Source organism: Pacificibacter sp. AS14, assembly GCF_038899935.1.
Lineage (GTDB): Bacteria > Pseudomonadota > Alphaproteobacteria > Rhodobacterales > Rhodobacteraceae > Celeribacter.
The window spans coordinates 1-26,116 of the sequence record NZ_JBBMQI010000023.1; the positions used below are offsets into that span (position 1 = coordinate 1).

Consider the following 26,116-nt stretch of genomic DNA (forward strand, 5'->3'; position numbering starts at 1 on the left):
CCTGGTACGGTACTTCATTTAAAACACTCCATCTCTTCCTAAAGATTAAAGTGTTGCGCCGACCAGTTGAGGCCACCCGTCTTTGCGCACAGCGTGGGCCTCTTCTGGTGTTATCTCCGGATCAGGGTTTGCCATAGCAAATATCACAGGATTTGGCGCCATAGACGCCACCATTTCACTGGTGACGGCACCCTTGGCAGAGACACCCAAAAACACATCGGCGTTCTGCATTGCGTCTTCCAAAGTGCGCGCTTCAGTCTTAGCCGCATGCGCAGACTTCCACTGGTTCATACCTTCGGTACGACCTTGATAAATAGCGCCTTTTGTGTCGCACATAATGCAATTGTCATGCTGCGCTCCCATGGATTTGATCAGCTCAAGACACGCAATCCCAGCCGCACCTGCACCGTTCAAAACGATGCGGCAGTCTTCGATCTTTTTGCCAGAAATATGCAAAGCGTTGATCAAACCCGCCGCACAGATCACAGCCGTGCCGTGCTGGTCGTCATGAAACACCGGAATGTCCATTTCTTCCTTGAGGCGCTGCTCAATGATGAAACACTCAGGGGCTTTGATATCTTCTAGATTGATCCCGCCAAATGTTGGCCCCATCAATTTCACAGCTTGGATGATCTGCTCGGGGTCCTCTGTGTCCAACTCGATATCGATCGAATTCACATCGGCAAATCGTTTGAATAAAACAGATTTGCCTTCCATCACTGGCTTGGATGCAAGTGCGCCAAGATTCCCTAAACCCAAAACCGCCGTCCCGTTGGAAATCACCGCAACAAGATTGCCCTTATTGGTATAATCATACGCCGTCTCAGGGTTCAATGCGATCTCTTCGCAAGGCACAGCAACCCCTGGCGAATAGGCCAAAGACAGGTCACGTTGCGTGGTCATCGGAACACTCGGCGTTATGTCGAATTTTCCGGGACGCGGGTCCATATGGAACGCAAGCGCTTCCTCGCGGGTTTGTTTGGGTTTAGGCATTTCGGGGGCCTCCTTTTTGCCAGTTCGACCTTATTAACGATCCAAGCGTCCTCACTCAACAAAAGAACGCATGCGCCCTTTACGCTGGCAGTGCTGCCGCTAAATTGGGATCGCAACTTAAACCGAGGAATTCCCACGTGGCCGCAGAAAAACCTACCGTGACACCAATGATGGCGCAGTTCCTCGAAATCAAATCGCGCCACCGCGATGCCTTGCTGTTTTACCGCATGGGCGATTTTTACGAGATGTTCTTTGATGACGCGATTGCCGCCTCACAAGCACTTGATATTGCGCTGACCAAACGCGGCAAACACGATGGCGATGACATCCCCATGTGCGGCGTGCCCGTACATGCGGCGGAAAACTACTTTCATACATTGATCCGCAAGGGATTCCGTGTCGCGGTTTGCGAACAACTGGAAAGCCCCGCAGAGGCCAAAAAACGTGGCGCGAAATCTGTTGTGAAACGTGATGTGGTGCGACTTGTAACCCCCGGCACATTGACAGAAGACAGCCTTTTGGAAGCACGCCGTCACAATTTCCTCGCCGCCTTTGCCGAAGTCCGTGATGAGGGCGCATTGGCTTGGGTAGATATTTCAACCGGCGCGTTTCACGTGATGCCCTGCCCGCTGATCCGCCTTGCGCCAGAACTGGCACGACTGAACCCATCCGAGATGATTGTATCAGAGGCAAATCAATCGAATTGGGCCGAGTTAGTGCCTGATTTTGATGCGGCAACCACGCCCTTGTCACGCAGTTCATTTGACAGCACCTCAGCCGCCAAGCGCCTGCAAGAACTGTTTGGTGTCTCAAGTCTGGATGCTTTTGCCCCCTTTGGCTTGGCTGAAGTCTCTGCCATGGGCGCGATCATCGATTACTTGGAAATAACGCAAAAAGGCAAACTGCCACTGGTGCGCCCACCCTTGCGGGAAAATGCTGGTGGCGCGATGCAAATCGATGCGGCCACGCGGCGCAACCTTGAGATCACTCATGCATTGTCCGGCGGACGCGAAGGCTCATTGATCGCCGCCATGGATCGCACGGTCACGGCGGCAGGCGGCAGATTACTGGAACGGCGATTGTCCAGCCCATCGCGTGACGTGTCCGTGATCCAAGCGCGCCTAGATGCGATCGAGTTTTCCGTCACAAACCGTCAGCAAGCTGACGCATTACGTGACGTGTTGCGCAAAGTCCCTGACATGGAACGCAGTCTGTCGCGCCTTGGTCTGGACCGCGCGGGCCCGCGTGATTTAACTGCCATTCGCAGCGGCTTAACCCAGGCGTTTACGATTTCACAGTCGATGGACGCAAGTCAAATACCGACCCTATTCCAGCAGAATATGGATATTTTACAGGGGCACGACGAGACAATCGACATATTGGAAGACGCGCTTGTGGCCGAGCCACCCTTGCTTGCACGTGATGGTAGCTTTATCGCCGAAGGTTATGATGCAGAACTTGATGAATGCCGCACGTTGCGCGATCAGGGCCGCAGCGTGGTCGCGTCGTTGCAAATGCAATACGCGGAAACGGCAGGTATTCAGTCGCTCAAGGTAAAGCACAACAATGTGCTGGGCTACTTCATCGAATGCACAGCGACACATGCCGAAAAGATGTTGTCTGAACCTCTGAATGAGACCTTTATCCACCGCCAAACCACTGCAAACCAAGTGCGTTTTACCACGCTGGAGCTCAGCGAATTGGAAACCAAGATTCACAATGCCGGCGGCCGTGCGCTTGAGATCGAAAAACGTCTGTTTGCCACGCTGCGCGAAGCGATCTTATCCGTAGCGCCCCGCATTGCAGATGCATCACGTGCTTTGGCGGAATTTGACCTTGTCACAGCGCTTGCTGACTTGGCTGTTGGCGAAAATTGGACGCGCCCTGAGGTGGATTCGGGTCGATCTTTCGATATTCAAGGCGGGCGTCACCCTGTTGTTGAACGCGCGTTGCGCAAACAGGGCCAGTCACAATTTGTCGCCAATGATTGCCGTCTGACCGATGGACATGATGGAGCCGCAATCTGGCTTTTGACTGGTCCAAACATGGCCGGTAAATCGACGTTTTTACGTCAAAACGCATTGATCGCGCTGATTGCGCAGATGGGGTCATTTGTGCCTGCAGCCTTTGCCCATATCGGTATCGTGTCGCAGCTTTTTTCACGTGTGGGTGCCTCGGACGATTTGGCCCGTGGGCGGTCGACCTTTATGGTGGAAATGGTGGAAACGGCAGCGATCCTCAATCAGGCCGATGATCGTGCTTTGGTGATTTTGGATGAAATCGGTCGCGGCACCGCAACCTATGACGGGCTGTCCATCGCTTGGGCCACTTTGGAACACTTGCACGACGTCAATAAATCGCGCGCGTTGTTTGCGACCCATTATCACGAGATGACTGCGCTGTCCGACAAGTTGAGCGGCGCAGACAATGCCACCGTTGCCGTCAAAGAATGGGACGGCGATGTGATTTTCTTGCACGAGGTGATCAAGGGCAAAGCAGATCGATCTTATGGTGTGCAAGTCGCCAAACTTGCAGGACTGCCAAGCGCCGTGGTTGAGCGCGCGCGTATTGTTTTGCAGGCTTTGGAAAAAGGTGTTTCAGAGGCCAAAACATCACCGAAAGCGATCATCGATGATTTGCCGCTGTTCTCGGTCAATCCAGCCCCTGCCGCCGCTCCGGCACAGGCAGGTCCAAGTGAGGTTGAAGAAAAGCTCGCCGAGATACGTCCCGACGAGCTGACACCCCGAGAGGCGCTTCAATTGCTGTACGAGCTCAAATCGCTTGCGACCGTTTAAGCTGGTGTAGAGCTTACGCCAACTTGCGCAGGGCGCAACAAGCGATCGTGGATCATAAAACCAACGTTCATCACCTGAATGATGTCGCCCGCTTTTGTGCCAGGAAGTGCTGCTTCGAACATCGCTTCGTGAACATTTGGATCGAACTTATCGCCAACTTCTGGCGCAAGGGCGTCGATGCCGTGCTTTTTGAATACATTCAAAAGCTCGCGCATGGTCAGCTCGATACCTTCAATCACCGCGGCTTGTGCTTCGCGCTGCTCGTCAGTGATCGTATCAACCGCACGTTTGAGATTGTCGAACACAGGCAACATATCGCGCGCAAGCTTTGAGCCACCGTAGTTTTCGGCCTCTTTGCGATCACGCTCAGAGCGTTTGCGGGAATTTTCCGCATCCGCCATGGCCCGCATAAAGCGGTCACGCATGTCATCACGCTCAGCGCGCAACTTTTCGATTTCTTCTTCGCTTGTGTCTTCGCCAAGGAAATCGATGGGATCATCAACTTCCATATCGAATTCAGCGTTCAGGTCTTTGTTCGAATCCGTCATGTTTCACCTTTTAAGACTTACTGGACAGAATTTTGCCAACAAGCTGCGCCGTATAATCGACAATTGGAACGATCCGCCCATAATTCAAACGGGTCGGCCCAATGACGCCAACGGCACCAATAATTTTTCGTTCTGCGTTCATATAAGGAGAAACCACCAAAGAGGAACCCGAAAGAGAGAAAAGTTTGTTCTCAGAGCCAATAAAAATGCGCACACCGTCACCATCTTCGGTAAGTTCTAAGAATTCGGCAATATCGCGCTTTTGTTCTAGATCATCAAACAGGCTGCGAATGCGCGACAGGTCACCATCATCAGCGCCAGCCCCCAACAAATTTGACCGCCCACGCACAATCAAACGTTCATTTTGCGGGCCTTCGCCTTCCCAAAACGCATCGCCGTTTTCAATCAGTTCAGCCGCCAGCGTATCAAGTTCTTGGCGGCGTGACTTAATCTCGATCTCAACACTGCGGCGCAGCTCTGACAGGGTTTTGCCCTGCGCCAGCGCGTTCAGGAAATTAGCGGCCTCGCGCATCGAGGACGATGTTTGCCCAACAGGTGGCGTGAACACGCGATTTTCCACATGCCCGTCCGCAAAGACCAGCACGACCAGTGCACGTGACGGATCAAGGCTGACAAAGTCGATATGCTTGACTGGGGCCTCATGTTTTGGCGTCAAAACCAAACTGGCCCCATGAGTGATACCCGATAGAACCGATCCAACACGATCCAGCGTCGCGCCGACATCATTTTGATTTGGGTTGACGGTCTCTTCGATTTTATCGCGATCCGATTGATCGACTTTTCCGACCTCTAACAGACCATCGACAAACATCCGCAACCCAAGCTGCGTCGGAATACGCCCCGCTGATGTATGCGGACTGTCCAGAAGGCCAAGGTATTCAAGATCAGACATCACATTGCGGATTGTTGCGGCAGACACCTTTTCATCCAGCGTCCGCGTCAGGCTGCGAGAGCCCACAGGATCACCACTTTCAAGATAGCCCTCGACCACCTTGCGAAAGACTTCACGCGATCTGTCGTTCATTTCGGTAATCAAGCTGGTGCGATCTGACATGGGTCCGCCAAAATTAAGGTCTATTTGCAGTTAAAAGACATGCAGCGTAAGGGTCAATGACACTTGCACCAATTGCCTACACTTGGCTATGTCAGTTCAAACATCAGTCAAAGGACAAATTATGCGACCTTCCGGTAGATCACTAGACCAAATGCGCGAAATTTCCATCGAAACAGGCGTGACCAAACATGCCGAAGGGTCCTGCATGATCCGCTGTGGCGACACGCATGTCTTGTGTACTGCCACATTGGAACCCCGCGTCCCGCCATTTATGCGCAATTCAGGCCAAGGCTGGGTCACCGCCGAATACGGCATGTTGCCCCGCTCAACCACATCCCGCATGCGCCGCGAAGCCGCAACAGGCAAGCAAGGCGGTCGCACTGTTGAAATTCAACGCCTGATTGGGCGCTCCCTGCGTGCTGGCGTTGATCGTGTGGCCTTGGGCGAGCGTCAGATCACCATCGACTGTGATGTGATCCAAGCGGACGGCGGCACGCGCTGTGCCTCGATCACCGGTGGTTGGGTTGCTTTGCGCCTTGCGGTCAACAAATTGATCAAAGCAGGCGATATCATTTCAGATCCTTTGGTGTCCAATGTCGCGGCTGTATCTTGTGGCATCTACGCGGGTCAGCCCATTCTTGATCTCGACTACCCCGAGGATTCTGAAGCTGGCGTTGATGGCAATTTCATCATGCTCGCCAATGGTCAAATGGTTGAAACACAACTCAGCGCCGAAGGGTCCACCTATTCACGTGCGCAAATGAACCAACTGCTTGATTTGGCTGAAAAAGGCGTCGCCGAATTGGTCGCCGCACAAAACGCAGCGGTGGCATAATGCGCGCATTTGATGGCAAAAAAATCGTCCTCGCCTCGCACAACAAAGGCAAGTTGATCGAAATCTCCGCCCTGCTGGCGCCCTTTGGTATCGAAGTGGTGTCTGCTGGTGATCTTGGGTTTGATGAACCCGAGGAAACCGAAAGCACTTTCGCTGGCAACGCCCGCATCAAAGCGCACTATGCGGCGCAAAAAAGCGGCCTGCCCGCGCTGTCCGATGACAGCGGCATCATGGTCGACGCGCTTGATGGCGATCCTGGTGTTTACACCGCCGATTGGGCCGAAACGCCAAATGGGCGCGATTACCCGATGGCGATGAAAAAAGTCTGGGATCTGCTTGAAGCCAAAAACGCGGCTGAACCACGGCTTGCACAGTTTTGCTGTACGCTGTGCTTGGCTTGGCCCGATGGACATGATGAAGTCTTTGAGGGCAAGGTTGGGGGCCGTCTTGTCTGGCCGATGCGCGGTGACCTTGGGTTCGGGTTTGATCCCATTTTTGTCCCTCTCGGATATGACATCACGTTTGCCGAAATGGATGTCGCGAAAAAACAAGCCATGAGCCACCGTGCTGATGCTTTCGCTAAATTCGTAAATGGCCCCTTCAAGGATTTAAAAAAATGAGCAAACGTACCCTAATCTCGTCCGGTTCCGAGTTCGAGAAAACCATGGGATATTCTCGTGCTGTTGCCCAGGGCGATTGGTGTTTTATCTCTGGCACCACAGGCTACGATTACGCCACGATGGAAATGCCCGCGTCCATAGCTGACCAAGCGCGCAATTGCTTTGCAACGATTGCCAAAGCCTTGGCTGAAGCTGATTTCCAAATGGCCGACATCATCCGCGTGCAATACACCATCACCGATGCCGCCTTGGTCAGCAAAGTCGTCCCCGCTCTTGGCGAGGCCTTGAGCGATATTCGTCCAGCCGCCACAATGGTCGTCGCCGATTTGATCAAGCCAGAGATGCTGATCGAAATCGAAGTGACGGCGTTCAAGGGATAATCATGGAAGATTGGCAAAACGGCGGCTTTGGTCTCTATATTCACTGGCCGTTTTGCAAAGCAAAGTGCCCGTACTGTGATTTCAACTCTCATGTTTCAAACACAATAAACGAGGCCGATTGGCAAGCAGCCTATCTGTCAGAGATTGATCGTATTTCGACCCTAACCCACGGCAGATTGCTCAATTCTGTGTTTTTTGGTGGCGGCACGCCGTCGCTCATGTCGCCGGAGTTGATTGCCGCCATTTTGGAACGTGTGCAAAGCCGTTGGACACTGGCCAATGACTGCGAAATCACTATGGAAGCAAACCCCACCTCGGTCGAGGCGGGTCGTTTTCGTGGCTATCGCGACGCCGGCGTCAATCGCCTGTCTATGGGCATTCAATCCCTACGCGAGAACGATCTTAAAGCTTTGGGGCGCCTTCATTCTGTCGAAGATGCGCGCAAAGCCTTTGATATAGCAAAGGATTCATTTGATCGCATCAGCTTTGATCTGATTTACGCACGCCAGCAGCAAACTTTGGACGATTGGAAAATCGAGCTGAAAGAAGCGCTTGATATGGCTGTCGATCACCTATCACTTTACCAGCTCACAATCGAAGAGGGCACGGCTTTTGGTGATCGCTACAGTCGCGGTAAACTCAGCGGTTTGCCGACTGAGGACACCGCGACAGACATGTATTTCGCCACGCAAGAAATTTGTGACGCTGCAGGCATGAGCGCCTATGAAGTCTCTAATCACGCCCAAAAGGGCTCAGAAAGCCGTCACAATGAAATTTATTGGCGCTACGGCGACTACGCTGGCATCGGCCCCGGGGCGCACGGCCGCCTCACCATCAACGGTCAAAAATATGCGACCGACACGCCGTTATCCCCTACTCTTTGGCTTGAAAAAGTCCGCAAAACCGGCTCCGGCGAAGGGGCCTGCACAAGCCTGCCGGCCGACGAGCAACTGACGGAGTTTCTTTTGATGGGCCTACGCCTGTCTGAGGGTGTTGATATTGGTCGCGCCTCAGCTCTACAGGGAAGCCCCTTTGTCATTCAAAACAAGTACTTGAGTGAAGATGGCCTGATCACAACGGAAAACGGACGCCTTTCGGTTACTCCAAAAGGTCGCCCGCTGTTAAACGCAATCTTACGTGAACTTATCCCTTAGGTCTCAAACGCCTCGCGACAGCATCTGGCACAAGGCATCCAAATCATCTAAATCTTTGTAAGATATAGACAACACGCCGCTTTCAGTCCCAGGTTTGTGCGCGATATTGATGTTCATCCCAATGGCTGCGGACAAATCGCCTTCCAGCGCCCGCGTGTCCGCATCTTTTTCACCAACAGGTTTTGCGACGCGCGCCTTAGTCGTTGTTGGAGACTTCTCCTGCTTCGCGAGCTTCTCGGTGTCCCGAACAGACAGACCCTTTTTGACGACAATACGCGCCAAATCTGTTGGATTCTCAGACGTGATCAAAGCACGTGCGTGCCCCGCGGACAGATCTCCAGATACAACAAAACTCTGAACATCATCAGGCAATTGCAAAAGACGCATCAGATTGGCGATGTGACTGCGGCTTTTACCCAAAGCTTCAGCCAGCTTTTCTTGTGTATGTCCGAATTTTTCCATCAACTGCTTATAGCCAGCCGCTTCCTCAATTGAATTGAGGTCCGCACGCTGAATATTCTCGATAATAGCGACTTCAAGCACTTCGATATCGTTGTACTCGCGCACGATAATGGGAATATCATGGCGCTTAGCAAGCTGAGAGGCGCGCCAACGACGCTCACCTGCTACAATTTCGAAATTTCCGTCGACACGTGGGCTCGGGCGAACAATCAAAGGCTGGATAACGCCCTTTTCGCGAATGGAATTCGCAAGATCATCTAAATCAGCTTGTACAAACTGACGACGCGGCTGGTCAGGATTTGGCTCAACCCGCTCGATTGGTACAACCATGTCGGCGCGGCGCGCCCCACTTTCGCTATCGACAACGACGGGATCGTTCGGAATATCAGCCATCAAGGCTGAAAGCCCCCTACCCAAACCGCGTGGTTTACTAATTTTTTTGGGTGACTGGGACATGTGTTTAACTCCGTTTACTCAGTAATTCGACGGCCAAAGCGCGATAGGCTTGGCTGCCTTTTGAATTTGTATCATAGTCCAGAACGGACAAGGCATATGAAGGCGCTTCACTAATCCGGACATTGCGCGGAATCACTGTTTCAAATACCAAATTTTGTAAGTTTTCGCGTGCATCTTGCTCGACTTGACGCGACAGGTTATTTCTTTGGTCGGACATTGTCAAAACCACGCCTTCAATCCTTAGCTTTGGATTGGCAGTTTGACGCACTTCTCGCACAGTCAGCATCAATTGCGACAGGCCTTCTAAGGCAAAAAATTCACTTTGAAGCGGTACAAGAACGGAATCTGCTGCGACCATAGCGTTTACCGTCAATAAACTCAAAGATGGTGGACAATCAATCAAAATATAATCAAGTAAATACCCATCGATCGCATGTTGGCGCAACGCATCGTGTAGTAAAAAACTGCGTTTTTCACTGGCAACCATTTCAATGTCGGCAGACGAAAGATCAATAGTTGCAGGCGATACATATAGACCTTGAGTGTCACTTGCCTGAATGATCTCGTCCAGATCGACGTCACCCATAATCAAATCATAGGTTGTCCTGTCTCGCTGATCCGCATCAATTCCAAGCCCAGTAGACGCATTGCCTTGGGGGTCAAGATCCACCACCAAAACACGCATTTCCAATTCAACAAGCGCAGCAGCAAGGTTTATCGTCGTGGTGGTTTTCCCGACACCGCCCTTTTGATTCGCAATAGCAATGATTTTTGGTGATTTTGGTCGCGTAGGATCAGACACGATGTATATTTCCTATTCTCAAGATGACTGAATTCGAACCTGTCGTGCTTTGGTGCTCTTCGCAGTCAAACAGCCAATTTTCTCGAGCCTGCTTAAGCTCAGACTTGTAGCTTTCACCCTTTGGAAACAGAGCTACACCATTTTTCTGTAAGTGGGGAGTAGAGAATTCAAGAAGTTTATCCAATGAGGCAAGAGCACGCGCAGACAAGACATCCGCGTTAAAAGAATCCATTTTTTCAATGCGTTCAGAATGCACCTGTACCGTTACGCCCGCCTCGCGCGCAACACTTCGTAAAAAAGTTGCTTTACGCATATCGGATTCAACCAGATGAAATGCAGTATTTGGTGACTTCTCTGCGCATATGATCGCGCAAACCATTCCAGGGAAACCGCCTCCAGAACCGATATCGACCCATGTCATTGCGCCCTCTGGCATGAGCGAAAACACTTGCGTCGAATCAATAAAGTGCCTGATCCGAAGGTCTGCAATTGAGGATTTTGAAACCAGATTGATCACCGGATTCCATTTTTTAAGGAGGCCCTCATAGATTGTGAGGCGCTCAAATGTTTCACGTGAAACATTCAATCCGAATTCTTCAATCGTACTCATCCGTTTAAAACCTCTTTGCGATGTGCCTGACGCAGCCGTGCAAGAATAAGTGTGCAGGCTGCAGGTGTCATGCCCTCAACGCGTGAAGCTTGGCCAATCGTTTGAGGCCGCACCACAACAAGTTTTGAGCGCAGTTCATTTGAAAGACCTTTTAGGTCTGTATAGTCAAAATCATCAGGGATTTTATGAGCTTCGTCGCGCTTCATTTTTTCGACATCGCGATTTTGACGCTCAATATAGTTGGCATATAACGCATCGCAGGACAGCTGTGTTTGAATGTCGGGGCGAATACTTGCAAGAGTGGAATCTAACACGATCAAGTTTGAAAACGTGACATCTGGGAATGACAAAATTTCAAACGCACTGCGACGATTACCATCTGCACTGACCTTTACACCGGCCTTTTGCATCTCCTTGGGAGCAAATTTTGCAGCCTCAAGAGACGCTTTGGCCGACGACAACAAAGTCATTTTGCTATCAAAGGCACGCTTTCGGTTTTCGCCGATCAAGCCAAGATCATCTCCCAAAGGCGTTAGACGTTGATCCGCATTATCGGCGCGCAGGGTCAAACGAAATTCAGCGCGAGACGTAAACATGCGGTAAGGCTCAGACACGCCGCGTGTGATCAAATCATCGATCATCACGCCAATGTAGGACTGTGATCGACTGAACAAAGCCTGCTCGGCATCACAGGATAGCTTCGCGGCGTTCAAACCCGCAACAAGACCTTGCGCAGCCGCTTCTTCATATCCCGTTGTGCCATTGATCTGGCCAGCCAAGAAAAGGCCCGGAACATCGCGCAGCTCAAGCGTTGGACGCAGGGCTCTGGGATCAACATAATCGTATTCGATCGCGTAGCCAGGTTGGAGAATTTTAACATCCTCGAGACCAACGATAGACCGCACATAGGCCTCTTGAACATCCACGGGCAAAGACGTTGAAATCCCATTTGGATAGACGGTATCGTCGTCAAGCCCTTCTGGTTCAAGAAAAATTTGGTGCGATGACTTGTCGGCGAAGCGCACGACCTTGTCTTCGATCGATGGACAATAGCGCGGCCCGACGCCATCTATATGACCACCATACATCGCGGATCGCTCTAGATTTGTGCGGATAATATCGTGGGTGACTTCATTCGTGTGGGTGATGCCACAAGACACCTGACGCGCAGATGGTTTGGTGTTTAAGAATGAAAACATCACCGGCTCGTCATCGCCGGGTTGCTCTTCCAAAATATCCCAGTTGATGGTCTTGCTGCTCAAGCGTGGGGGCGTACCTGTTTTGAGGCGCCCCATAGGCAAACCAAAACCGTAAAGACGATCTGCAAGTGCGATGGACGGCTTATCGCCCATACGGCCACCGGAGTGATGAACGTCACCAATATGAATAATTCCGTTCAAGAACGTTCCTGTGGTCAAAACAACAGCGCCAGAAGCCAATGTGCTGCCATCGCCAAGAATAACGCCGCAAGCGCGCGCACCATCCATCATAAGATCGGTCACTTCGCCCTCAACAATTGACAGGTTGGGCGTATTTGACAACTCAGCCAACATTTCGGTGCGATAGATTTTGCGATCAGCTTGGGCGCGGGGCCCCTGCACGGCTGGACCTTTGCGACGATTGAGCAAGCGATATTGGATGCCAGCTTTATCAGAAATACGCGCCATGACACCGTCAAGCGCATCCACTTCGCGCACCAAATGACCTTTTCCAAGTCCACCAATGGCTGGATTACAGGACATAACACCGATATTGCTAAGTTTCAGCGTCACAAGCGCGGTTTTTGCGCCGGTTCGTGCCGCTGCAGCCGCGGCATCAGCCCCTGCATGACCGCCGCCAACGACGATGACATCAAAATCTCGTTGTTTCACGTGAAACATTCCTTAGATCTACGGTTACTTACCGATGCAAAAACTTGAGAAAATCTCATCTAAAAGATTTTCAACGTCAACGCGGCCTACCAGAGCATCAAGCGCACGAATCGCTGCACGCATATCCTCGGCTGCAAGCTCAGCGCGGTCTGCGCCCATCAGTACTTCATTTTTTGCCGAATCCAAAGTGGACAAAGCGGTCAACATCGAAATTCTATGGCGTTCCCGTGTCGCAGTGGACGCACCAGAGGCCATGGATGACAGACGTTCCGATATCAGCGCAACCAAGGTATCGACCCCCTGCCCCGACTGACCTGAGACCGACAAATCAGATTCGATGCCCGTATCATCTTTGCCAATGACAACAAGATCACCGTCTTTAGGCGCAATCTCTGGCGCGGCACCTGCGAATGGAATCAAAATCACGCGTAAGTCTGCGACCTCTGCACGTTCTTTGGCGCGCGCAATGCCGACGGTTTCCACAATGTCCGTGGTGTCGCGCAAACCTGCCGTATCAAGCAAGGTCACTGGTAACCCAACCAAATCCATTCGCACTTCGATGACGTCGCGCGTGGTGCCTGCGACTTCGGATGTAATCGCCGCCTCGCGACCGGCAAGAGCATTCAGCAAAGTGGATTTTCCGACATTGGGCGGACCGACGATGGCGACTTCGAATCCTTCGCGGATGCGTTCAGAAATACGCACGCCGGAGACTTCGGCTTCAAGCTCAAGCATGACACCTGCCATAAGCTCTAAAACCTCAGGCGAGACATCGACGGGAACCTCTTCGTCGGCGAAATCAATCGTAGCTTCGATCAAAGCGGCAGCACGGATCAAGGATGTGCGCCAACCAGAAGCCTTGTCGCCTAAAGCACCAGACAGAACCCGCATCGCTTGTTTGCGCTGCGCCTCTGTTTCGGATTCAATCAGATCAGCGAGGCCTTCGACCTGCGCCAAATCAAGACGTTCGTTTTCAAGCGCCCGACGGGTGAATTCACCGGCCTCGGCCATGCGCAACCCGTCGAGTTTTGACAGGGTTTCCAGAACGGATTTAACGATGGCGATGGAGCCATGCAATTGTAATTCAGCGCTTTGTTCACCGGTAAAGGACGCATCGATTTCAAAGCAGATCACCAAGGCTTTATCAAGAATATTGCCTTGGTCATCCCTTAGAGTACGAAGCGACGCATGGCGTACTTTCGGTACTGAGCCTGTGAGTTTTTCGACAGTCCAAAACGCAAGAGGTCCGGAAATCCGGACCACTGCGACGCCTGCTTTACCGCGGGCGGATGCGAGAGCATAAATCGTATCCATAGGCTAACCCATTGATAATTAAATGTTACGCGTTCATCGAATCGAAGAACTCGGCATTCGATTTGGTTTGCTTGAGTTTGGAGATCAAGAACTCAATCGCATCTGTTGTGCCCATCGGGTTCAAAATACGGCGCAGCAAGTACGTTTTTTGAAGGTCTTTGGAATCCACCAAAAGCTCTTCTTTACGCGTGCCAGATTTGAGAATGTCCATCGCAGGGAACACGCGTTTGTCGGCCACTTTGCGATCCAGAACAATCTCGGAGTTACCCGTCCCTTTGAATTCCTCAAAGATAACCTCATCCATGCGCGAGCCTGTGTCGATCAAAGCAGTCGCGATGATGGTCAAAGACCCGCCCTCTTCGATGTTACGCGCAGCACCAAAGAAGCGTTTTGGGCGCTGTAGGGCGTTTGCATCAACACCACCGGTCAGGACCTTACCTGAAGACGGCACAACAGTGTTAAAAGCGCGGCCAAGGCGTGTGATGGAATCGAGCAAGATCACAACATCGCGTTTGTGTTCCACAAGACGTTTGGCTTTCTCGATCACCATTTCACAAACCGCTACGTGACGCGATGCTGGTTCATCAAAGGTCGAGGAAATAACTTCACCGTTCACAGACCGCTGCATGTCGGTCACCTCTTCTGGGCGCTCGTCGATCAACAGAACGATCAAGTAACACTCAGGATGGTTGATGCCGATAGACGATGCGATGTTTTGCAACAGAACTGTTTTACCAGTACGCGGCGGCGCCACGATCAAAGACCGCTGACCTTTACCAATCGGCGCGACCAGATCGATGATCCGAGCTGAGCGATCTTTCAAAGTCGGATCTTGGATTTCCATGTTCAAACGCTCATCAGGGTAGAGCGGTGTCAGGTTGTCAAAGTTGATTTTGTGGCGTGTTTTTTCGGGGTCTTCAAAGTTGATCTGCGTGATGCTGATCATTGTGAAGTAACGCTCGTTGTCATTTGGCGATTGCATCAAACCTTCGACGGTGTCGCCGGTGCGCATACCAAATTGGCGGATGATCTCAGGCGTCACGTAAATATCGTCTGGCCCAGGCAGGTAGTTGGCCTCAGGAGAGCGCAAAAAACCAAAACCGTCTTGCAGAACTTCCAAAACGCCGTTGCCGGTGATTTCCCAATCTTCCTCAGCACGTTCTTTGAGGATCGAGAACATCATCTCGCCCTTGCGCATCGTAGACGCGTTTTCGATCTCAAGCTCTTCAGCCATAGACAGCAAGTCTTTTGGTGTTTTTGCTTTAAGATCAGAGAGATTCAGGGAATTTACAGTCATCGAGACATCCAAACTATGACCGCCAAGCGATCCGTTTTTTTTGAGTGGTGTGAAATATCCCGTGATGCCGGACGGCAGGGATTTAAGGTTCAATAGACAGCAAGAGAGCTTGAGTCAATGTTTCTCAGAATGGACGCGCGATTATCATGATGACGATCACGATCATCAGCAAAGTCGGGACTTCGTTCATCAGCCTGTATTGCTTGCCTGTCAGACGATTGTTGCCCGCGACAAAGTCTTTGCGTCTGTGGCCACACCAGTGATGAAACCATGTCATTGCAATCACGCAAGCTGCTTTGATCCATGACCAGCCCGATGTCCAATCGACGACACCTGGAGTGAACACCAAACACAACCCAAAGATCCACGTGGAAACAAACGCTGGGTTCATGATGACCTTGAACAGCTTTTTTTCCATGTCTTGGAACAAAAGATCCGTTTCACTGCCAATTTCGACGCTTTCTGTGTGACGTACAAACAGGCGTGGCAGATAAAAAATACCAGCCATCCAAGCGATCACGGAAATGACGTGAAGGGATTTGGTCCATGGGTATAGGCTTGATAAAAAATCACTCATCTCATGCACTCCGGCTTTTCCGTGCCTATCTATATAATAATATAAGAAAGTAAAAAGAGTTGATGTTGTTAGTAGGGCCTGTGGATGATGTGGATTAATGACTTATCCCTTTGAGTTCTACACAAGGAAAACGTGTTCTTTTAAAAATTTCTTGATCTGGGGATAAAATTTCAAAGTGTTAAATTAACAATTACTTATGAAGTATTAACTAAGGATGAAGTTGTGTATATTTAGATGGCAACTCTTTTTGAAGACGCTAATTCACAGTTTCAAAAAACACTTCTCCACTTTGGAAAACGGGCGCACGAAAAATGCCAAACTGCCGACTTTTCCCGCCCAATCATTCATGACATGGTTATCCCATCAGCAGCCAACACAGTTCAGTGTGTCTTTTCCACAGGATCATCAACATGACCAAAACTCTCATTCTGGCGTCGGGCTCGTCCATTCGTCAGACCCTGCTTGCCAATGCTAAGGTATCATTTGACGTAAATGTGCCGCGGATAGATGAAGAAAGCATAAAAGACGCGCTTTTGGCCGAAGGATCGCCCCCACGTGACATCGCAGATGCGCTGGCCGAGGGCAAAGCCCGTAAAATATCAATGAAAATGCCCGAGGCCGTGGTCTTGGGTTGCGATCAAGTTTTGTCTTTTAAAGGCCGATTGTTTTCCAAGCCCACAACACCGGATGAGGCCCGCACGCAATTGCGCGCGCTCAACGATGAGCGGCATAATTTACTATCCGCTGCGGTTATATATGAAGGCGGTGAGCCCAAATGGCGGCACATTGGCGAAGTAAAATTGACAATGAAAAAAAATTCAGACGCCTATCTCGACGATTATGTCACCCGCAATTGGGACAGCATTCGCCATTCTGTTGGCGGGTATAAGCTTGAAGAAGAAGGTGTGCGGTTGTTTTCGCGTATAGACGGCGATCATTTCAATGTTCTAGGTCTGCCCCTATTGGAAATTCTAGGATATCTTGGCCAAACAGGAGTCATTTCATCATGAGCAACAAAATCCCATTGGCCGGTGTTATCGGTTCCCCTATCGCACATAGCAGATCGCCTGACTTGCACGGGTTTTGGCTGAAACGTTACGGCATCAAGGGACATTATGTGCATCTTGATGTCGCCCAAAGTGATCTGGTAGAGGTGCTGCGCACCATGCCCAAAATGGGATTTGTTGGCGCAAATGTGACCATCCCCCATAAAGAATCCGTGCTGGCCCTTGCCGATAGTGTCACAGACCGCGCAGCACTTATCGGGGCCGCCAATACGTTGATTTTTAGGGCCGATGGCAAGATCCACGCCGATAATACAGATGGATATGGTTTTGTGGAAAACCTGCGTGCAAACGCTGATTGGGATCCAAAAGCAGGCCCAGCAGCCATTTTTGGTGCTGGTGGCGCTGCGCGTGCGGTGATTGCTTCATTGGTTGACGTCGGTGTGACAGAAATTCGCCTGTCTAATCGTACGCGACTGCGTTCAAATGCGCTTAAAGCAGAATTCGGCAGCAAAGTGACTGTTTTCGAATGGGTGCACGCGGGGAGTATGCTTGAGGGCGCGATGACTGTGGTCAACACCACGTCGCTTGGCATGGTGGGGAAACCAGAATTCAAAGTACCGCTTGACGCTTTGTCGCCCAAAGCTGTCGTGACCGACCTTGTGTACACACCGCTGCGCACCGCGTTCTTGGAAAATGCCGCTAAAAATGGCTGTCAGACTGTTGATGGTTTGGGCATGTTGTTGCACCAAGCTGCTCCGGGGTTTGAGCGTTGGTTTGGTGTGCGTCCAGAGGTAGACGACGAGACCCGCCAAGTCCTGCTGTCCGAATGAAACACCCATGAAACATCTAGGGCCAATTGTGATTGGGCTGACAGGGTCCATCGGGATGGGAAAATCCACAACGGCTGAGATGTTCAAAGCCGCCGGCGTGCCTGTTTGGGATGCGGATAGCACCGTGCATAGACTGTATTCCAGTGACGCGCATACCATTGAGGCCATTTCCAAAATTTGCCCCGAGGCCACCACAACGGGCACCGTTAATCGGCAAGTACTCAAAGACTGGATCAAGGCCACACCAACGGGTTTGCGCCAACTTGAACAGATCGTACACCCTTTGGTCGCCAAAGACAGACAGACTTTTTTAGAGACAAATCCAGCCAAAATCGTTGTTTTGGACGTGCCTTTGTTGTTTGAAACGGGGTTAAACACATCTGTTGATTTTGTCGTTGTGGTGTCCGTGCCCGTGGGTGTTCAACGCGCCCGCGTGCTTGCCCGACCAAATATGACAGAGGCGCAGTTCGACGCTATTTTGGCAAAACAAACACCTGATGCCGACAAGCGCGCGCAGGCGGATTTTGTCATCGACACATCGTCGATTGAACTGGCCAAAGCGGCCGTGCAAAAGATACTGGACACAGTCAGGTCCGACCAGTCACAGGAGACACCAGATGCGTGAAATCGTTCTTGATACGGAAACCACAGGGTTTGATCCGCTGACGGGGGACCGTTTGGTTGAAATCGGTGCGATTGAACTCGACAATCATCTCGCGACAGGGCGCACCTATCACCAATATATCAATCCAAGACGCACCATGCCCGCAGGGGCCTTTGGTGTGCACGGAATTGGTCCTGATATTTTAGAGCCGCCCCGCGCTGCTCGTGCAGATGAGGTGACCTTGCTGGACAAGCCCGTGTTCAAAGACATCGCGCAAAATTTCTTGGATTTCATCGGTGACAGCACGCTGGTGATCCACAATGCCGCCTTTGATATTAAGTTCTTGAATGCAGAGCTCAAAACAGCGGGCTTGCGCCAGATTCCTTGGGAACAAGCGCTTGATACGCTCGCAATTGCCCGCAAAAAATTCCCCGGCTCACCTGCCACGCTTGATGCGCTCTGTCGTCGGTTTCAAATCGACAACTCGAACCGTACATTGCACGGCGCGTTGCTTGATTCCGAAATTTTGGCTGAGGTTTATCTTGAGTTGATCGGTGGTCGCCAACCTGATTTGGTTTTGGCACCTGAGCCCAAAGGCGACAAAGCCTCGCAAGATTTGCAAGCGTCACAGCAGTGGCGCGCGAAGCGTCGCGATATCGCCCTGCCCTCGCGCCTGACTGACGAAGAAGCCGCCGCCCATGCAGCCTTTGTTGAGGCGATGGGCGACGGCGCGTTGTGGGCTAAATAGCGTTAGCTTTAGTTAACAGTTGCCGCCGCAGGGGCTGCAGCTTGTGCGGCTTCGGCGCGACGCTGCATGTCTTGGCGGTAAAGCGCCACGAAATCGATGGTGTCGAGGTTCAGCGGCGGGAAACCACCATCACGTGTCAAATCGTGCACGATGCGACGTGTGAACGGGAACAGCATGCGTGGGCATTCGATCATCAAGAACGGGTGCATTTGCGCGTCTGGCACGTTTTCGATCAGGAAAATACCGGCGTAATCCAGTTCAAGGATGAACAGCGTCTCACCGGTTTCAGTTTCGGATTTCACGTTCAATTTGATCGCAACTTCGAACTGGTTTTCAGCGCCGTCACGTTTTTTCGCATCTAAAGCAACCTGAACAGAAATGTTCGGACGGCTTTCGGATTTGATGCCCTTTTGCGCAAGAATGTTTTCAAAAGACATGTCCCGCACGAATTGTCCTAGAACTTGCATTTTGACTTCTGCTGCTGGAGCAGCGGTTTCACCGGTTTCGGCCATCTGTATATTCCTCAAAAAAGCTAAAGTTGCGGCCTTGTATCAGGTTGGAAAAGTCGGCTCAATGCCGCGTCCAACCTGATGGGTCATTATTCTCGATATCCTTGGGCGAAACGGGCTCCCATTCGCCATCAATGATGTTTGGGTCTTGGGGATTGCGGGGCTTCTGGCCGCTAAAGCCTGCGTTCCCGCCGCCCACATTACCCCCCATGGTGAAACTTTGCACTTTGATGCGCTTTTGCAGTTCCGCAAACAAACGTGTGCGAAAGGCGGGCACCAAAAGCAAAAATCCAACGGCGTCGGTGAAAAACCCAGGGGTCAAAAGCAGCGCGCCAGAAAATAAAATCATTGCCCCGTGTGCCAAAGGTTCACTTGGATCACGCAACTCGCCAAAGGATGAGCGCAGCTGCGACATCGCAATCGCGCCTTGTTGTTTGACCAAATAGGTGCCCAAAAAGGCCGTCAGCACAACAATGGCCAGAGTCGGAAACAGTCCTATGAATCCTCCCACCTGAATAAACAGGGCAATTTCAATGACTGGAACGGCAACAAAAAGCGCAAATAACCACATGGGACATCCTCTCAAATTTCTCGGCACTGGTGGACTTGGCACCATCGACACCCTACATAAGATCAAAGAGCGCACTTTACTATGCTCAGAAGCAAAAGAGGTATTGATGGGAAGTTCACTAGTCTCGCTACTGGTTCTGGCCGGAATAGCAATTTTTTTGGTACTGCGCTTGCGCAATATCCTTGGCACGCGTGACGGTTTTGAACAGCCACGTGTTGATCCCATCGCTGAAACACAGACGCCCAAGCGTCAGTTTGAAGTGATCGAAGGTGGCGTGGATCATGACATCATCGACAACGTCCCCGAAGGTTCACGTGCAGCCAACAATCTTTTGGTGCTCAAACGCAACGAACCTGATTTCACCGTCACTGAGTTTTTGACCGGGGCAAGTGCAGCCTATGAAATGATCCTCATGGCGTTTGAAAATGGTGATCTGTCTGCTGTGTCTGATTTTATCTCTGACGATGTTGAAGAGGCTTTTCAGTCTGTTATCGACAATCGCAAAGAGGCTGGCCTGACAGTCGAAGCCCAATTCATAGGGCTGCACGAGTCGCAAATCATTGATGTCGATTTGGATGAGGCCGCTCGTGAAGAAGAAATCAAACTGCGCTTTGTGTCTGAAGTCACATCTGTCGCACGTGACGCTGCGGGCGAGATTGTTGAGGGCGACCCCAACAAAGTGAAACGTCAAAAAGACATTTGGACCTTTGCACGCGAGATGGGCAGCAATGACCCCAACTGGCAATTGGTCGCAACTGGCGCATGACGGTCAAGGGGCTAGCAAGCGCTGCATTTGCAGCCATGCTGTCCCTGTCGGCGCCCGCCCAGTGCGAGGACGAGCCTGTGGCAAAAATTCTTTCTTTTTCCGATCTGCAAGGTTGGGAAGACGATAATCACCAAGACGCGCTGGATGTTTTTTTAAACACCTGTGATCGCATCCGGGGACGTGAATGGCCGCAAGTCTGCGCCTTGGCGCAAACCCAGACCAACGCCAAAACGTTTTTTGAGTTGTTTTTCAAACCCGTTTTGATCATGGATGACGCCAAGCCGCTGTTCACTGGATACTTTGAACCCGAACTGTCAGGTTCGCGCGTTCGTACCCCAAAATATCGTTATCCTGTTTACGCGATGCCGCGCGATCGTGCGCAATCCACGCCCTATCACACCCGACGCGATATTGGCGAAGGCGCACTTGCGGGCCGCGGGCTTGAAATCGCTTGGGTGGATGATCCTGTCGAGTTGTTCTTTTTGCAAATCCAAGGATCGGGCCGCATCAATTTGACCAATGGCAGCACCATTCGCGTCGGTTATGCAGGCCACAACGGGTATAAATACAGCTCGATCGGCCAAGAATTGGTCCGCATGGGCATCTATACCGAACACCAAGTTTCAGCACAGGTGATCAAAAACTGGGTCCGTCGCAATCCTGTGGATGGGCAAGAGTTGCTCTACACGAATCCGTCCTATGTGTTTTTCAAAGAACTCAAAACGCTTCAAGCCTCCGCAGGCCCCATTGGGGCGATGAGTCGCTCGATCACGCCGATGCGCAGTGTTGCTGTTGATCCCGCCTTTGTCACTTTGGGCGCGCCCGTTTGGCTGGAAAAAGACGGTGATGCCTCGCTACGCCGCTTGATGATTGCCCAAGACACAGGGTCCGCGATCAAAGGTGCGCAGCGCGCAGATATATTTTACGGCACAGGCGATAGCGCAGGTGACGTCGCGGGCAGAATTCGCGATACTGGTCGCATGGTGGTCTTGATGCCCATCCAACTGGCCTACGGACTTGAGGAACACAACAACACATGACGCGCCGGCGCACAAAGACATTGAGCGACGAAGATCGCTCGCTGTGGGATGAGGTTAAAAAAACCGCCATCCCTTTGCGCGCCAGTGCGAAACCTGTCAGGCATGATCAACCTGTGCACCTAGCCCCCAAGGCTATCGAGCGCACAGAGGCGACCAAATCGCTGCACCAACATATCAAAGAATTCGAGCTGGGCAGCAAAGCCAAAACGCCCAAAGCCCGCCACAATTTGATGCCGTCTATTTCCGATGACATCATGCGAGCGCCTCTGCAAATGGATCATAAAAAATTCGGTAAAATGCGTCGTGGCAAACTGGCGCCCGAGGCACGGATCGATTTGCACGGCATGACCATGGCCCAAGCGCACCCTGCCTTGACCAATTTCATTATATCATCCCATGCACGCGGATTGCGGCTTGTTTTGGTGATCACAGGCAAGGGCAAAGATCGCGATGAGGGCGGGCCAATTCCGACGCGCATCGGCGTGCTGAAAAACCAAGTGCCACACTGGCTGCGCTCAGGGCCTTTGCGCCTGCTGGTGATGCAAGTGAACGAGGCGCATTTGTCTCATGGCGGTTCAGGTGCTTATTACGTCTATCTTCGCCGCAGTCGGTAAGAGCGCGCGTGCACGTTTCGTGCCAAAATACGCCAAAACGCCAGTCGCTAAAAAATACACCGCATAGGCAATCAGCTGGGTATCAAAGGTGATACCCGCATCCAGCATAGACCCCGATACGGCTGGCCCAATAGCCGAGCCAAGGACGGTTATGGCCATGACCGCCGCTTTGATCGAACCGATGAATTGCGTGCCATAATGTTCAGCCCAAAAGGCGCCCACAATCGTTCCCTGTGATCCCATGCCCATGCCTAAAATGGCCATAGCTACACCCGCCATCAGCAAGGTGTTGCTTGCTGCAACAATCACAAAACTGATCGCGAAAGGCACAATCATAAAGGGCAACAGCCGCCCCGCGCCCCATTTGTCGACAGCTGCCCCTGCGGCGACATTGAATGTCACAGAACCCAGCGTCAAAATCGGGAACAAAGCAACGAAATCTAACAGATCCCAGCCTTTGGCCTCAACCAGTGGCACCTGTTGAAAAAAGAACGCCGTGATCCATGCGGCCGGACCAACAATCAGCGGAATAGCCATCCAAAACAACCAATGTTTAAGCATTTGGGTGCGTGTCCAATGCAGGCCGCCCATCCCAAGTGACGCATAAGATTTCGAAATCGATTGCGGTGTGCGTTCTGTGCGCAACAGCCACATGATCACAGGGATCAGAAAAATCGCCAGTCCTGCGGCTAAAATCCAAAGCTCGCGCCAGCCAAAATAGGCCATCAAGGCCACAAAAATGACCGGATAAATGGCGTTGCCAACCACAAACCCCAATGAGGCCACCGACAAAGCGCGTCCTCGTGTGGCATGAAACCAGCGCGCCATCGCGACCATCGCGATGTGTCCTGACATGCCTTGGCCAAACAGACGCAGCAAAAAAATCACCCCGACCAAAACCATAGCGCTTGGCACGAATGACATCGACAAACAGGCCAGCGTCAGCCCGATCAACACCACTGGCGCCAATTGACGCACGCGAAACCGATCGGTCAGCGTCCCTGCACAAACCATCGTCGCGGCGGATGCCATGGTGCCGATGGCGTAAATCCACCCCCAAGCCGTGTGATTTAGCCCAAATTCGGCGCGGATTTCACCTGCAAAGATGGATATAAAAAACGTCTGACCATAGGACGACGTCAGGCACAGCAAAAAGCCGGCCAGCAACCAGCGGGCGTTTTGGATTATAAAATGTACATAACTCATAACTCCATGTACGCCTTGCCCATCAAAAGGAAAGAGCAAAACGTCACAGGAAAAGCCCTGTGCAGTTTTAGTCTAAAGCATAAAGCGGCTCACATCAGCAGTCTGCGCCATGTCGCCCACGCTGGCGCGCACATAAGCCTCGTCCACCACAACAGTGTCGCCACCACGATCAGGGGCGGCAAAGGACAGCTCTTCGAACACCCGTTCCAAAATCGTGTACAAACGCCGCGCGCCGATGTTTTCAACGCTGGTGTTCACTTCTGCGGCCACAGATGCGATGGCTTTGATGCCATCAGGTGTGAACGACACAGTCACCTCTTCGGTCGCCATCAACGCAGTGTATTGTAATGTGAGCGCATTGTCGGTTTCCGTCAAAATGCGCACAAAATCGCCCTCGTTCAAGGCCTGCAATTCAACGCGAATGGGCAGGCGTCCTTGCAATTCTGGCAGTAAATCCGATGGTTTTGCCACATGAAATGCGCCAGAGGCGATGAACAAAATATGGTCGGTTTTCACCGGGCCATGTTTGGTCGATACCGTTGTGCCCTCGATCAAAGGCAGTAAGTCGCGCTGCACGCCTTCACGAGACACATCCGCGCCACGCGCATCCGCCCGCGCACAGACCTTGTCGATTTCGTCCAAAAAAACGATGCCGTTTTGTTCAACAGATTCCAGCGCCGCGCGGGTCACAGCCTCGTCGTCCAGCAACTTATCGGCCTCTTCCGAGATCAAAAGATCGTAGCTCTCCGCCACCTTGACCTTCTTTTTCACAGTGCGCCCCGCAAAGGCTTTTCCGAAAATATCGCCAAGGTTCATCATCCCGCCCATTTGCGGCTGGCCTGGCACTTCAAAGCCCCCCATGGGTGAGGATGTATCTTGCATCTCAAGTTCAATTTCGGTGTTGTCCAGCTCGCCGGATTTCAGCTTTTTGCGGAACATCTCGCGGGTTTGCGCGCGGGCATCCGTGCCTGCAATCGCTTCAATCACGCGGTCTTCTGCGGATTGGTGCGCTTTGGCTTTTACGTCTTCGCGCATGTACTCACGCGTCTGCGCAATCGCCGAATCCACCAGATCGCGCACGATCTGTTCTACGTCGCGCCCCACGTAACCCACTTCGGTAAATTTCGTGGCCTCAACCTTGATAAACGGCGCACGCGCCAGCTTGGCCAAACGGCGCGAAATTTCGGTTTTGCCAACACCGGTTGGCCCGATCATAAGGATATTTTTCGGATAAACCTCATCGCGCAGATCATCCGCCAATTGTTTGCGCCGCCACCGATTGCGCAGGGCCACAGCCACGGCGCGTTTGGCGTCGTTTTGCCCGATGATAAAGCGATCCAGTTCAGATACGATTTCGCGTGGGGTCAGGTCAGTCATGATTTAATCGTCTCCACGGTCAATTTCCCGTTGGTGTACACGCAAATATCCGCGGCAATCGCCATGGCTTCGCGTGCAATTTCTTCGGCTGTTTTATCGGTGGCCATCAATCCGCGTGCGGCGGCCAAGGCAAAGTTTCCGCCCGACCCAATCGCTGCGATATCATGCTCAGGCTCCAAAACGTCACCTGCCCCCGTGATGACCAAAAGCTCAGTGCCATCCGTGACGATCAGCATCGCTTCCAGCTTTTGCAGGTATTTATCCGTGCGCCAATCCTTGGCCAATTCCACGCTTGCCCGCGCCAATTGCCCGGGGGTGGCCTCAAGTTTTGCCTCTAAGCGTTCAAGCAGAGTAAAGGCATCGGCCGTCGACCCCGCGAAGCCTGCGATCACTTCATGCCCACCGGGTTTCAGGCGGCGCACTTTGCGCGCAGTGCCCTTAATCACAGTCTGTCCAAGGCTCACCTGCCCGTCGCCCGCGATAACGACCTCATTGCCGCGGCGCACACCGATAATGGTGGTGCCATGCCAGCCTGGGAATTGATCATCAGCCATGATTTGTCCTCTCAATGAAGTCTTTATATGTGGGTTCATTTATGGGTGTTCAAGCGCTGGTTGCAATCCATTGACCACCACACAAACAAAAAGGGGCACCATTGGCACCCCTTTTCAAATTCAGCAACAAAAGCCTTAAACGCTTTCGGTGATCCAGTTGGCAATTGCAGTTTTTGGCGCTGCGCCAACCTTGTTGGACACGACCTCACCGTTTTTCACCATGAAAAGCGCTGGGATAGAACGCACACCAAATTGCGCTGGTGAATTTGGGTTTTCGTCAATGTTGACTTTGACGATTTTGACTTTGCCTTCAAATTCGGCAGACAACTCTTCGAGCGCTGGGCCGATTTGTTTACAAGGTCCACACCATTCAGCCCAAAAATCCACGATCACTGGGATGTCGGATTTAAGAACGTCGGCTTCAAAGCTTGCATCTGTGACAGCAACAGTGGCCATTTGATCTCTCCTGATTTCTATGTTGAGCAGAACCTATGTGTCCTG

General features: G+C 51.9%; 27 protein-coding genes and 1 pseudogene. 12 read left to right on the forward strand and 16 right to left on the reverse strand.

The annotated features are described in order from the left end of the window. Window positions 1-78: 78 nt before the first annotated feature. A pseudogene (locus tag WNY38_RS16450) lies at window positions 79-993 on the reverse strand (malic enzyme-like NAD(P)-binding protein); the annotation flags it as partial. A gap of 167 nt (window positions 994-1,160) precedes the next feature. Between WNY38_RS16450 and mutS the strand changes: the two are divergent. Beyond that, window positions 1,161-3,788 carry a DNA mismatch repair protein MutS gene (gene mutS, locus WNY38_RS16455; protein WP_342858503.1) on the forward strand — a complete coding sequence of 876 codons (2,628 nt, stop codon included), beginning with the start codon at window positions 1,161-1,163 and terminating at the stop codon, window positions 3,786-3,788. Here mutS and WNY38_RS16460 read toward each other — a convergent pair. Both WNY38_RS16460 and hrcA read right to left on the reverse strand, forming a co-directional pair. Beyond that, window positions 3,785-4,297 carry a nucleotide exchange factor GrpE gene (locus tag WNY38_RS16460; RefSeq protein ID WP_342858504.1) on the reverse strand — a complete coding sequence of 171 codons (513 nt, stop codon included), beginning with the start codon at window positions 4,295-4,297 and terminating at the stop codon, window positions 3,785-3,787. The genes mutS and WNY38_RS16460 overlap by 4 nt on opposite strands. A gap of 49 nt (window positions 4,298-4,346) precedes the next feature. After that, window positions 4,347-5,411 carry a heat-inducible transcriptional repressor HrcA gene (gene hrcA, locus WNY38_RS16465; protein ID WP_342858453.1) on the reverse strand — a complete coding sequence of 355 codons (1,065 nt, stop codon included), beginning with the start codon at window positions 5,409-5,411 and terminating at the stop codon, window positions 4,347-4,349. Window positions 5,412-5,532: 121 nt separating this feature from the next. Between hrcA and rph the strand changes: the two genes are divergently transcribed. The 4 genes from rph to hemW are packed head-to-tail and all read left to right on the forward strand — an operon-like array spanning window position 5,533 to window position 8,400. Next, window positions 5,533-6,246, forward strand: coding sequence for a ribonuclease PH (gene rph / locus WNY38_RS16470; RefSeq protein ID WP_342858454.1), 714 nt, complete (start codon window positions 5,533-5,535; stop codon window positions 6,244-6,246). Further along, window positions 6,246-6,866, forward strand: a complete 621-nt coding sequence (gene rdgB, locus WNY38_RS16475; protein WP_342858455.1) for an RdgB/HAM1 family non-canonical purine NTP pyrophosphatase — start codon at window positions 6,246-6,248, stop codon at window positions 6,864-6,866. Before rph ends, rdgB begins: the two co-directional genes overlap by 1 nt. After that, complete coding sequence (locus tag WNY38_RS16480) at window positions 6,863-7,246, forward strand: RidA family protein (protein ID WP_342858456.1); 384 nt, start codon at window positions 6,863-6,865, stop codon at window positions 7,244-7,246. Before rdgB ends, WNY38_RS16480 begins: the two co-directional genes overlap by 4 nt. Before the next feature lie 2 nt (window positions 7,247-7,248). Further along, window positions 7,249-8,400 carry a radical SAM family heme chaperone HemW gene (gene hemW, locus WNY38_RS16485; protein ID WP_342858457.1) on the forward strand — a complete coding sequence of 384 codons (1,152 nt, stop codon included), beginning with the start codon at window positions 7,249-7,251 and terminating at the stop codon, window positions 8,398-8,400. Window positions 8,401-8,403: 3 nt separating this feature from the next. Here the strand turns inward: hemW and WNY38_RS16490 are convergent, their stop codons facing one another. The 7 genes from WNY38_RS16490 to hemJ form a co-directional block, all read right to left on the reverse strand. Next, window positions 8,404-9,318, reverse strand: a complete 915-nt coding sequence (locus tag WNY38_RS16490) for a ParB/RepB/Spo0J family partition protein (RefSeq protein ID WP_342858458.1) — start codon at window positions 9,316-9,318, stop codon at window positions 8,404-8,406. A 4-nt stretch (window positions 9,319-9,322) separates the two neighbouring features. Beyond that, window positions 9,323-10,120: an AAA family ATPase gene (locus WNY38_RS16495; RefSeq protein ID WP_342858459.1), complete on the reverse strand. Its 798-nt coding sequence runs from the start codon at window positions 10,118-10,120 to the stop codon at window positions 9,323-9,325. Next, window positions 10,113-10,730 (reverse strand): 16S rRNA (guanine(527)-N(7))-methyltransferase RsmG, encoded by a 618-nt coding sequence (gene rsmG, locus WNY38_RS16500; protein ID WP_342858460.1) that lies wholly within the window; start codon window positions 10,728-10,730, stop codon window positions 10,113-10,115. Before rsmG ends, WNY38_RS16495 begins: the two co-directional genes overlap by 8 nt. Beyond that, window positions 10,727-12,610, reverse strand: coding sequence for a tRNA uridine-5-carboxymethylaminomethyl(34) synthesis enzyme MnmG (mnmG, locus tag WNY38_RS16505; protein WP_342858461.1), 1,884 nt, complete (start codon window positions 12,608-12,610; stop codon window positions 10,727-10,729). The genes rsmG and mnmG overlap by 4 nt, the downstream gene beginning before the upstream one ends. Before the next feature lie 15 nt (window positions 12,611-12,625). Then, window positions 12,626-13,915 (reverse strand): tRNA uridine-5-carboxymethylaminomethyl(34) synthesis GTPase MnmE, encoded by a 1,290-nt coding sequence (gene mnmE, locus WNY38_RS16510; RefSeq protein WP_342858462.1) that lies wholly within the window; start codon window positions 13,913-13,915, stop codon window positions 12,626-12,628. Window positions 13,916-13,940: 25 nt separating this feature from the next. Further along, window positions 13,941-15,212, reverse strand: coding sequence for a transcription termination factor Rho (gene rho / locus WNY38_RS16515; RefSeq protein ID WP_342858463.1), 1,272 nt, complete (start codon window positions 15,210-15,212; stop codon window positions 13,941-13,943). Window positions 15,213-15,336: 124 nt separating this feature from the next. Continuing rightward, a complete protein-coding gene (gene hemJ / locus WNY38_RS16520; RefSeq protein WP_342858464.1) occupies window positions 15,337-15,789 on the reverse strand; it encodes a protoporphyrinogen oxidase HemJ in 453 nt (150 codons plus the stop codon). A 410-nt stretch (window positions 15,790-16,199) separates the two neighbouring features. Between hemJ and WNY38_RS16525 the strand changes: the two genes are divergently transcribed. Genes WNY38_RS16525 through dnaQ form a run of 4 tightly spaced genes read left to right on the forward strand, consistent with a single transcriptional unit; the run spans window position 16,200 to window position 18,978 of the window. After that, a complete protein-coding gene (locus WNY38_RS16525) occupies window positions 16,200-16,799 on the forward strand; it encodes a Maf family nucleotide pyrophosphatase (RefSeq protein ID WP_342858465.1) in 600 nt (199 codons plus the stop codon). Further along, the gene (locus WNY38_RS16530; protein WP_342858466.1) at window positions 16,796-17,626 is read left to right on the forward strand and encodes a shikimate dehydrogenase; all 831 of its coding nucleotides are present in this window, start codon (window positions 16,796-16,798) and stop codon (window positions 17,624-17,626) included. The genes WNY38_RS16525 and WNY38_RS16530 overlap by 4 nt, the downstream gene beginning before the upstream one ends. A gap of 7 nt (window positions 17,627-17,633) precedes the next feature. Continuing rightward, window positions 17,634-18,251 carry a dephospho-CoA kinase gene (gene coaE / locus WNY38_RS16535; protein ID WP_342858467.1) on the forward strand — a complete coding sequence of 206 codons (618 nt, stop codon included), beginning with the start codon at window positions 17,634-17,636 and terminating at the stop codon, window positions 18,249-18,251. Further along, a complete protein-coding gene (gene dnaQ / locus WNY38_RS16540; RefSeq protein WP_342858468.1) occupies window positions 18,244-18,978 on the forward strand; it encodes a DNA polymerase III subunit epsilon in 735 nt (244 codons plus the stop codon). The genes coaE and dnaQ overlap by 8 nt, the downstream gene beginning before the upstream one ends. An 8-nt stretch (window positions 18,979-18,986) precedes the next feature. Here dnaQ and secB read toward each other — a convergent pair whose 3' ends face one another. Both secB and WNY38_RS16550 read right to left on the reverse strand, forming a co-directional pair. Next, complete coding sequence (gene secB, locus WNY38_RS16545; RefSeq protein ID WP_342858469.1) at window positions 18,987-19,490, reverse strand: protein-export chaperone SecB; 504 nt, start codon at window positions 19,488-19,490, stop codon at window positions 18,987-18,989. Between the two features lie 58 nt (window positions 19,491-19,548). Then, window positions 19,549-20,058, reverse strand: coding sequence for an FxsA family protein (locus WNY38_RS16550; protein ID WP_342858470.1), 510 nt, complete (start codon window positions 20,056-20,058; stop codon window positions 19,549-19,551). A gap of 106 nt (window positions 20,059-20,164) precedes the next feature. Here WNY38_RS16550 and WNY38_RS16555 point away from each other — a divergent pair, with 106 nt between their 5' ends. The 3 genes from WNY38_RS16555 to WNY38_RS16565 are packed head-to-tail and all read left to right on the forward strand — an operon-like array spanning window position 20,165 to window position 22,478. Continuing rightward, the gene (locus WNY38_RS16555; protein ID WP_342858505.1) at window positions 20,165-20,824 is read left to right on the forward strand and encodes a Tim44/TimA family putative adaptor protein; all 660 of its coding nucleotides are present in this window, start codon (window positions 20,165-20,167) and stop codon (window positions 20,822-20,824) included. Window positions 20,825-20,859: 35 nt separating this feature from the next. Then, window positions 20,860-21,864, forward strand: coding sequence for an MltA domain-containing protein (locus tag WNY38_RS16560; protein WP_342858506.1), 1,005 nt, complete (start codon window positions 20,860-20,862; stop codon window positions 21,862-21,864). Continuing rightward, a complete protein-coding gene (locus tag WNY38_RS16565; RefSeq protein WP_342858471.1) occupies window positions 21,861-22,478 on the forward strand; it encodes a Smr/MutS family protein in 618 nt (205 codons plus the stop codon). Before WNY38_RS16560 ends, WNY38_RS16565 begins: the two co-directional genes overlap by 4 nt. Here the strand turns inward: WNY38_RS16565 and WNY38_RS16570 are convergent. The 4 genes from WNY38_RS16570 to trxA all read right to left on the reverse strand — a co-directional run bounded on the left by WNY38_RS16570 (window position 22,440) and on the right by trxA (window position 26,071). Beyond that, entirely contained in the window at window positions 22,440-23,684 is a 1,245-nt protein-coding gene (locus WNY38_RS16570) for an MFS transporter (protein WP_342858472.1), read from the reverse strand. The genes WNY38_RS16565 and WNY38_RS16570 overlap by 39 nt on opposite strands. A gap of 72 nt (window positions 23,685-23,756) precedes the next feature. Further along, window positions 23,757-25,061: an ATP-dependent protease ATPase subunit HslU gene (hslU, locus tag WNY38_RS16575; RefSeq protein ID WP_342858473.1), complete on the reverse strand. Its 1,305-nt coding sequence runs from the start codon at window positions 25,059-25,061 to the stop codon at window positions 23,757-23,759. Continuing rightward, window positions 25,058-25,615, reverse strand: coding sequence for an ATP-dependent protease subunit HslV (gene hslV, locus WNY38_RS16580; RefSeq protein ID WP_252729552.1), 558 nt, complete (start codon window positions 25,613-25,615; stop codon window positions 25,058-25,060). The genes hslU and hslV overlap by 4 nt, the downstream gene beginning before the upstream one ends. Before the next feature lie 135 nt (window positions 25,616-25,750). Next, window positions 25,751-26,071 carry a thioredoxin gene (trxA, locus tag WNY38_RS16585; protein ID WP_342858474.1) on the reverse strand — a complete coding sequence of 107 codons (321 nt, stop codon included), beginning with the start codon at window positions 26,069-26,071 and terminating at the stop codon, window positions 25,751-25,753. Window positions 26,072-26,116: the final 45 nt, after the last annotated feature.

What these genes read in the sequence shown, in the direction of transcription:
- mutS (WP_342858503.1), top strand. Translation starts at nt 1,161, where the DNA reads ATGATGGCGCAGTTCCTCGAAATCAAATCGCGCCACCGCGATGCCTTG.
- WNY38_RS16460 (WP_342858504.1), bottom strand. Translation starts at nt 4,297, where the DNA reads ATGGAAGTTGATGATCCCATCGATTTCCTTGGCGAAGACACAAGCGAA.
- hrcA (WP_342858453.1), bottom strand. Translation starts at nt 5,411, where the DNA reads ATGTCAGATCGCACCAGCTTGATTACCGAAATGAACGACAGATCGCGT.
- rph (WP_342858454.1), top strand. Translation starts at nt 5,533, where the DNA reads ATGCGACCTTCCGGTAGATCACTAGACCAAATGCGCGAAATTTCCATC.
- rdgB (WP_342858455.1), top strand. Translation starts at nt 6,246, where the DNA reads ATGCGCGCATTTGATGGCAAAAAAATCGTCCTCGCCTCGCACAACAAA.
- WNY38_RS16480 (WP_342858456.1), top strand. Translation starts at nt 6,863, where the DNA reads ATGAGCAAACGTACCCTAATCTCGTCCGGTTCCGAGTTCGAGAAAACC.
- hemW (WP_342858457.1), top strand. Translation starts at nt 7,249, where the DNA reads ATGGAAGATTGGCAAAACGGCGGCTTTGGTCTCTATATTCACTGGCCG.
- WNY38_RS16490 (WP_342858458.1), bottom strand. Translation starts at nt 9,318, where the DNA reads ATGTCCCAGTCACCCAAAAAAATTAGTAAACCACGCGGTTTGGGTAGG.
- rsmG (WP_342858460.1), bottom strand. Translation starts at nt 10,730, where the DNA reads ATGAGTACGATTGAAGAATTCGGATTGAATGTTTCACGTGAAACATTT.
- mnmG (WP_342858461.1), bottom strand. Translation starts at nt 12,610, where the DNA reads ATGTTTCACGTGAAACAACGAGATTTTGATGTCATCGTCGTTGGCGGC.
- mnmE (WP_342858462.1), bottom strand. Translation starts at nt 13,915, where the DNA reads ATGGATACGATTTATGCTCTCGCATCCGCCCGCGGTAAAGCAGGCGTC.
- rho (WP_342858463.1), bottom strand. Translation starts at nt 15,212, where the DNA reads ATGACTGTAAATTCCCTGAATCTCTCTGATCTTAAAGCAAAAACACCA.
- hemJ (WP_342858464.1), bottom strand. Translation starts at nt 15,789, where the DNA reads ATGAGTGATTTTTTATCAAGCCTATACCCATGGACCAAATCCCTTCAC.
- WNY38_RS16525 (WP_342858465.1), top strand. Translation starts at nt 16,200, where the DNA reads ATGACCAAAACTCTCATTCTGGCGTCGGGCTCGTCCATTCGTCAGACC.
- WNY38_RS16530 (WP_342858466.1), top strand. Translation starts at nt 16,796, where the DNA reads ATGAGCAACAAAATCCCATTGGCCGGTGTTATCGGTTCCCCTATCGCA.
- coaE (WP_342858467.1), top strand. Translation starts at nt 17,634, where the DNA reads ATGAAACATCTAGGGCCAATTGTGATTGGGCTGACAGGGTCCATCGGG.
- dnaQ (WP_342858468.1), top strand. Translation starts at nt 18,244, where the DNA reads ATGCGTGAAATCGTTCTTGATACGGAAACCACAGGGTTTGATCCGCTG.
- secB (WP_342858469.1), bottom strand. Translation starts at nt 19,490, where the DNA reads ATGGCCGAAACCGGTGAAACCGCTGCTCCAGCAGCAGAAGTCAAAATG.
- WNY38_RS16550 (WP_342858470.1), bottom strand. Translation starts at nt 20,058, where the DNA reads ATGTGGTTATTTGCGCTTTTTGTTGCCGTTCCAGTCATTGAAATTGCC.
- WNY38_RS16555 (WP_342858505.1), top strand. Translation starts at nt 20,165, where the DNA reads ATGGGAAGTTCACTAGTCTCGCTACTGGTTCTGGCCGGAATAGCAATT.
- WNY38_RS16560 (WP_342858506.1), top strand. Translation starts at nt 20,860, where the DNA reads ATGCTGTCCCTGTCGGCGCCCGCCCAGTGCGAGGACGAGCCTGTGGCA.
- WNY38_RS16565 (WP_342858471.1), top strand. Translation starts at nt 21,861, where the DNA reads ATGACGCGCCGGCGCACAAAGACATTGAGCGACGAAGATCGCTCGCTG.
- WNY38_RS16570 (WP_342858472.1), bottom strand. Translation starts at nt 23,684, where the DNA reads ATGAGTTATGTACATTTTATAATCCAAAACGCCCGCTGGTTGCTGGCC.
- hslU (WP_342858473.1), bottom strand. Translation starts at nt 25,061, where the DNA reads ATGACTGACCTGACCCCACGCGAAATCGTATCTGAACTGGATCGCTTT.
- hslV (WP_252729552.1), bottom strand. Translation starts at nt 25,615, where the DNA reads ATGGCTGATGATCAATTCCCAGGCTGGCATGGCACCACCATTATCGGT.
- trxA (WP_342858474.1), bottom strand. Translation starts at nt 26,071, where the DNA reads ATGGCCACTGTTGCTGTCACAGATGCAAGCTTTGAAGCCGACGTTCTT.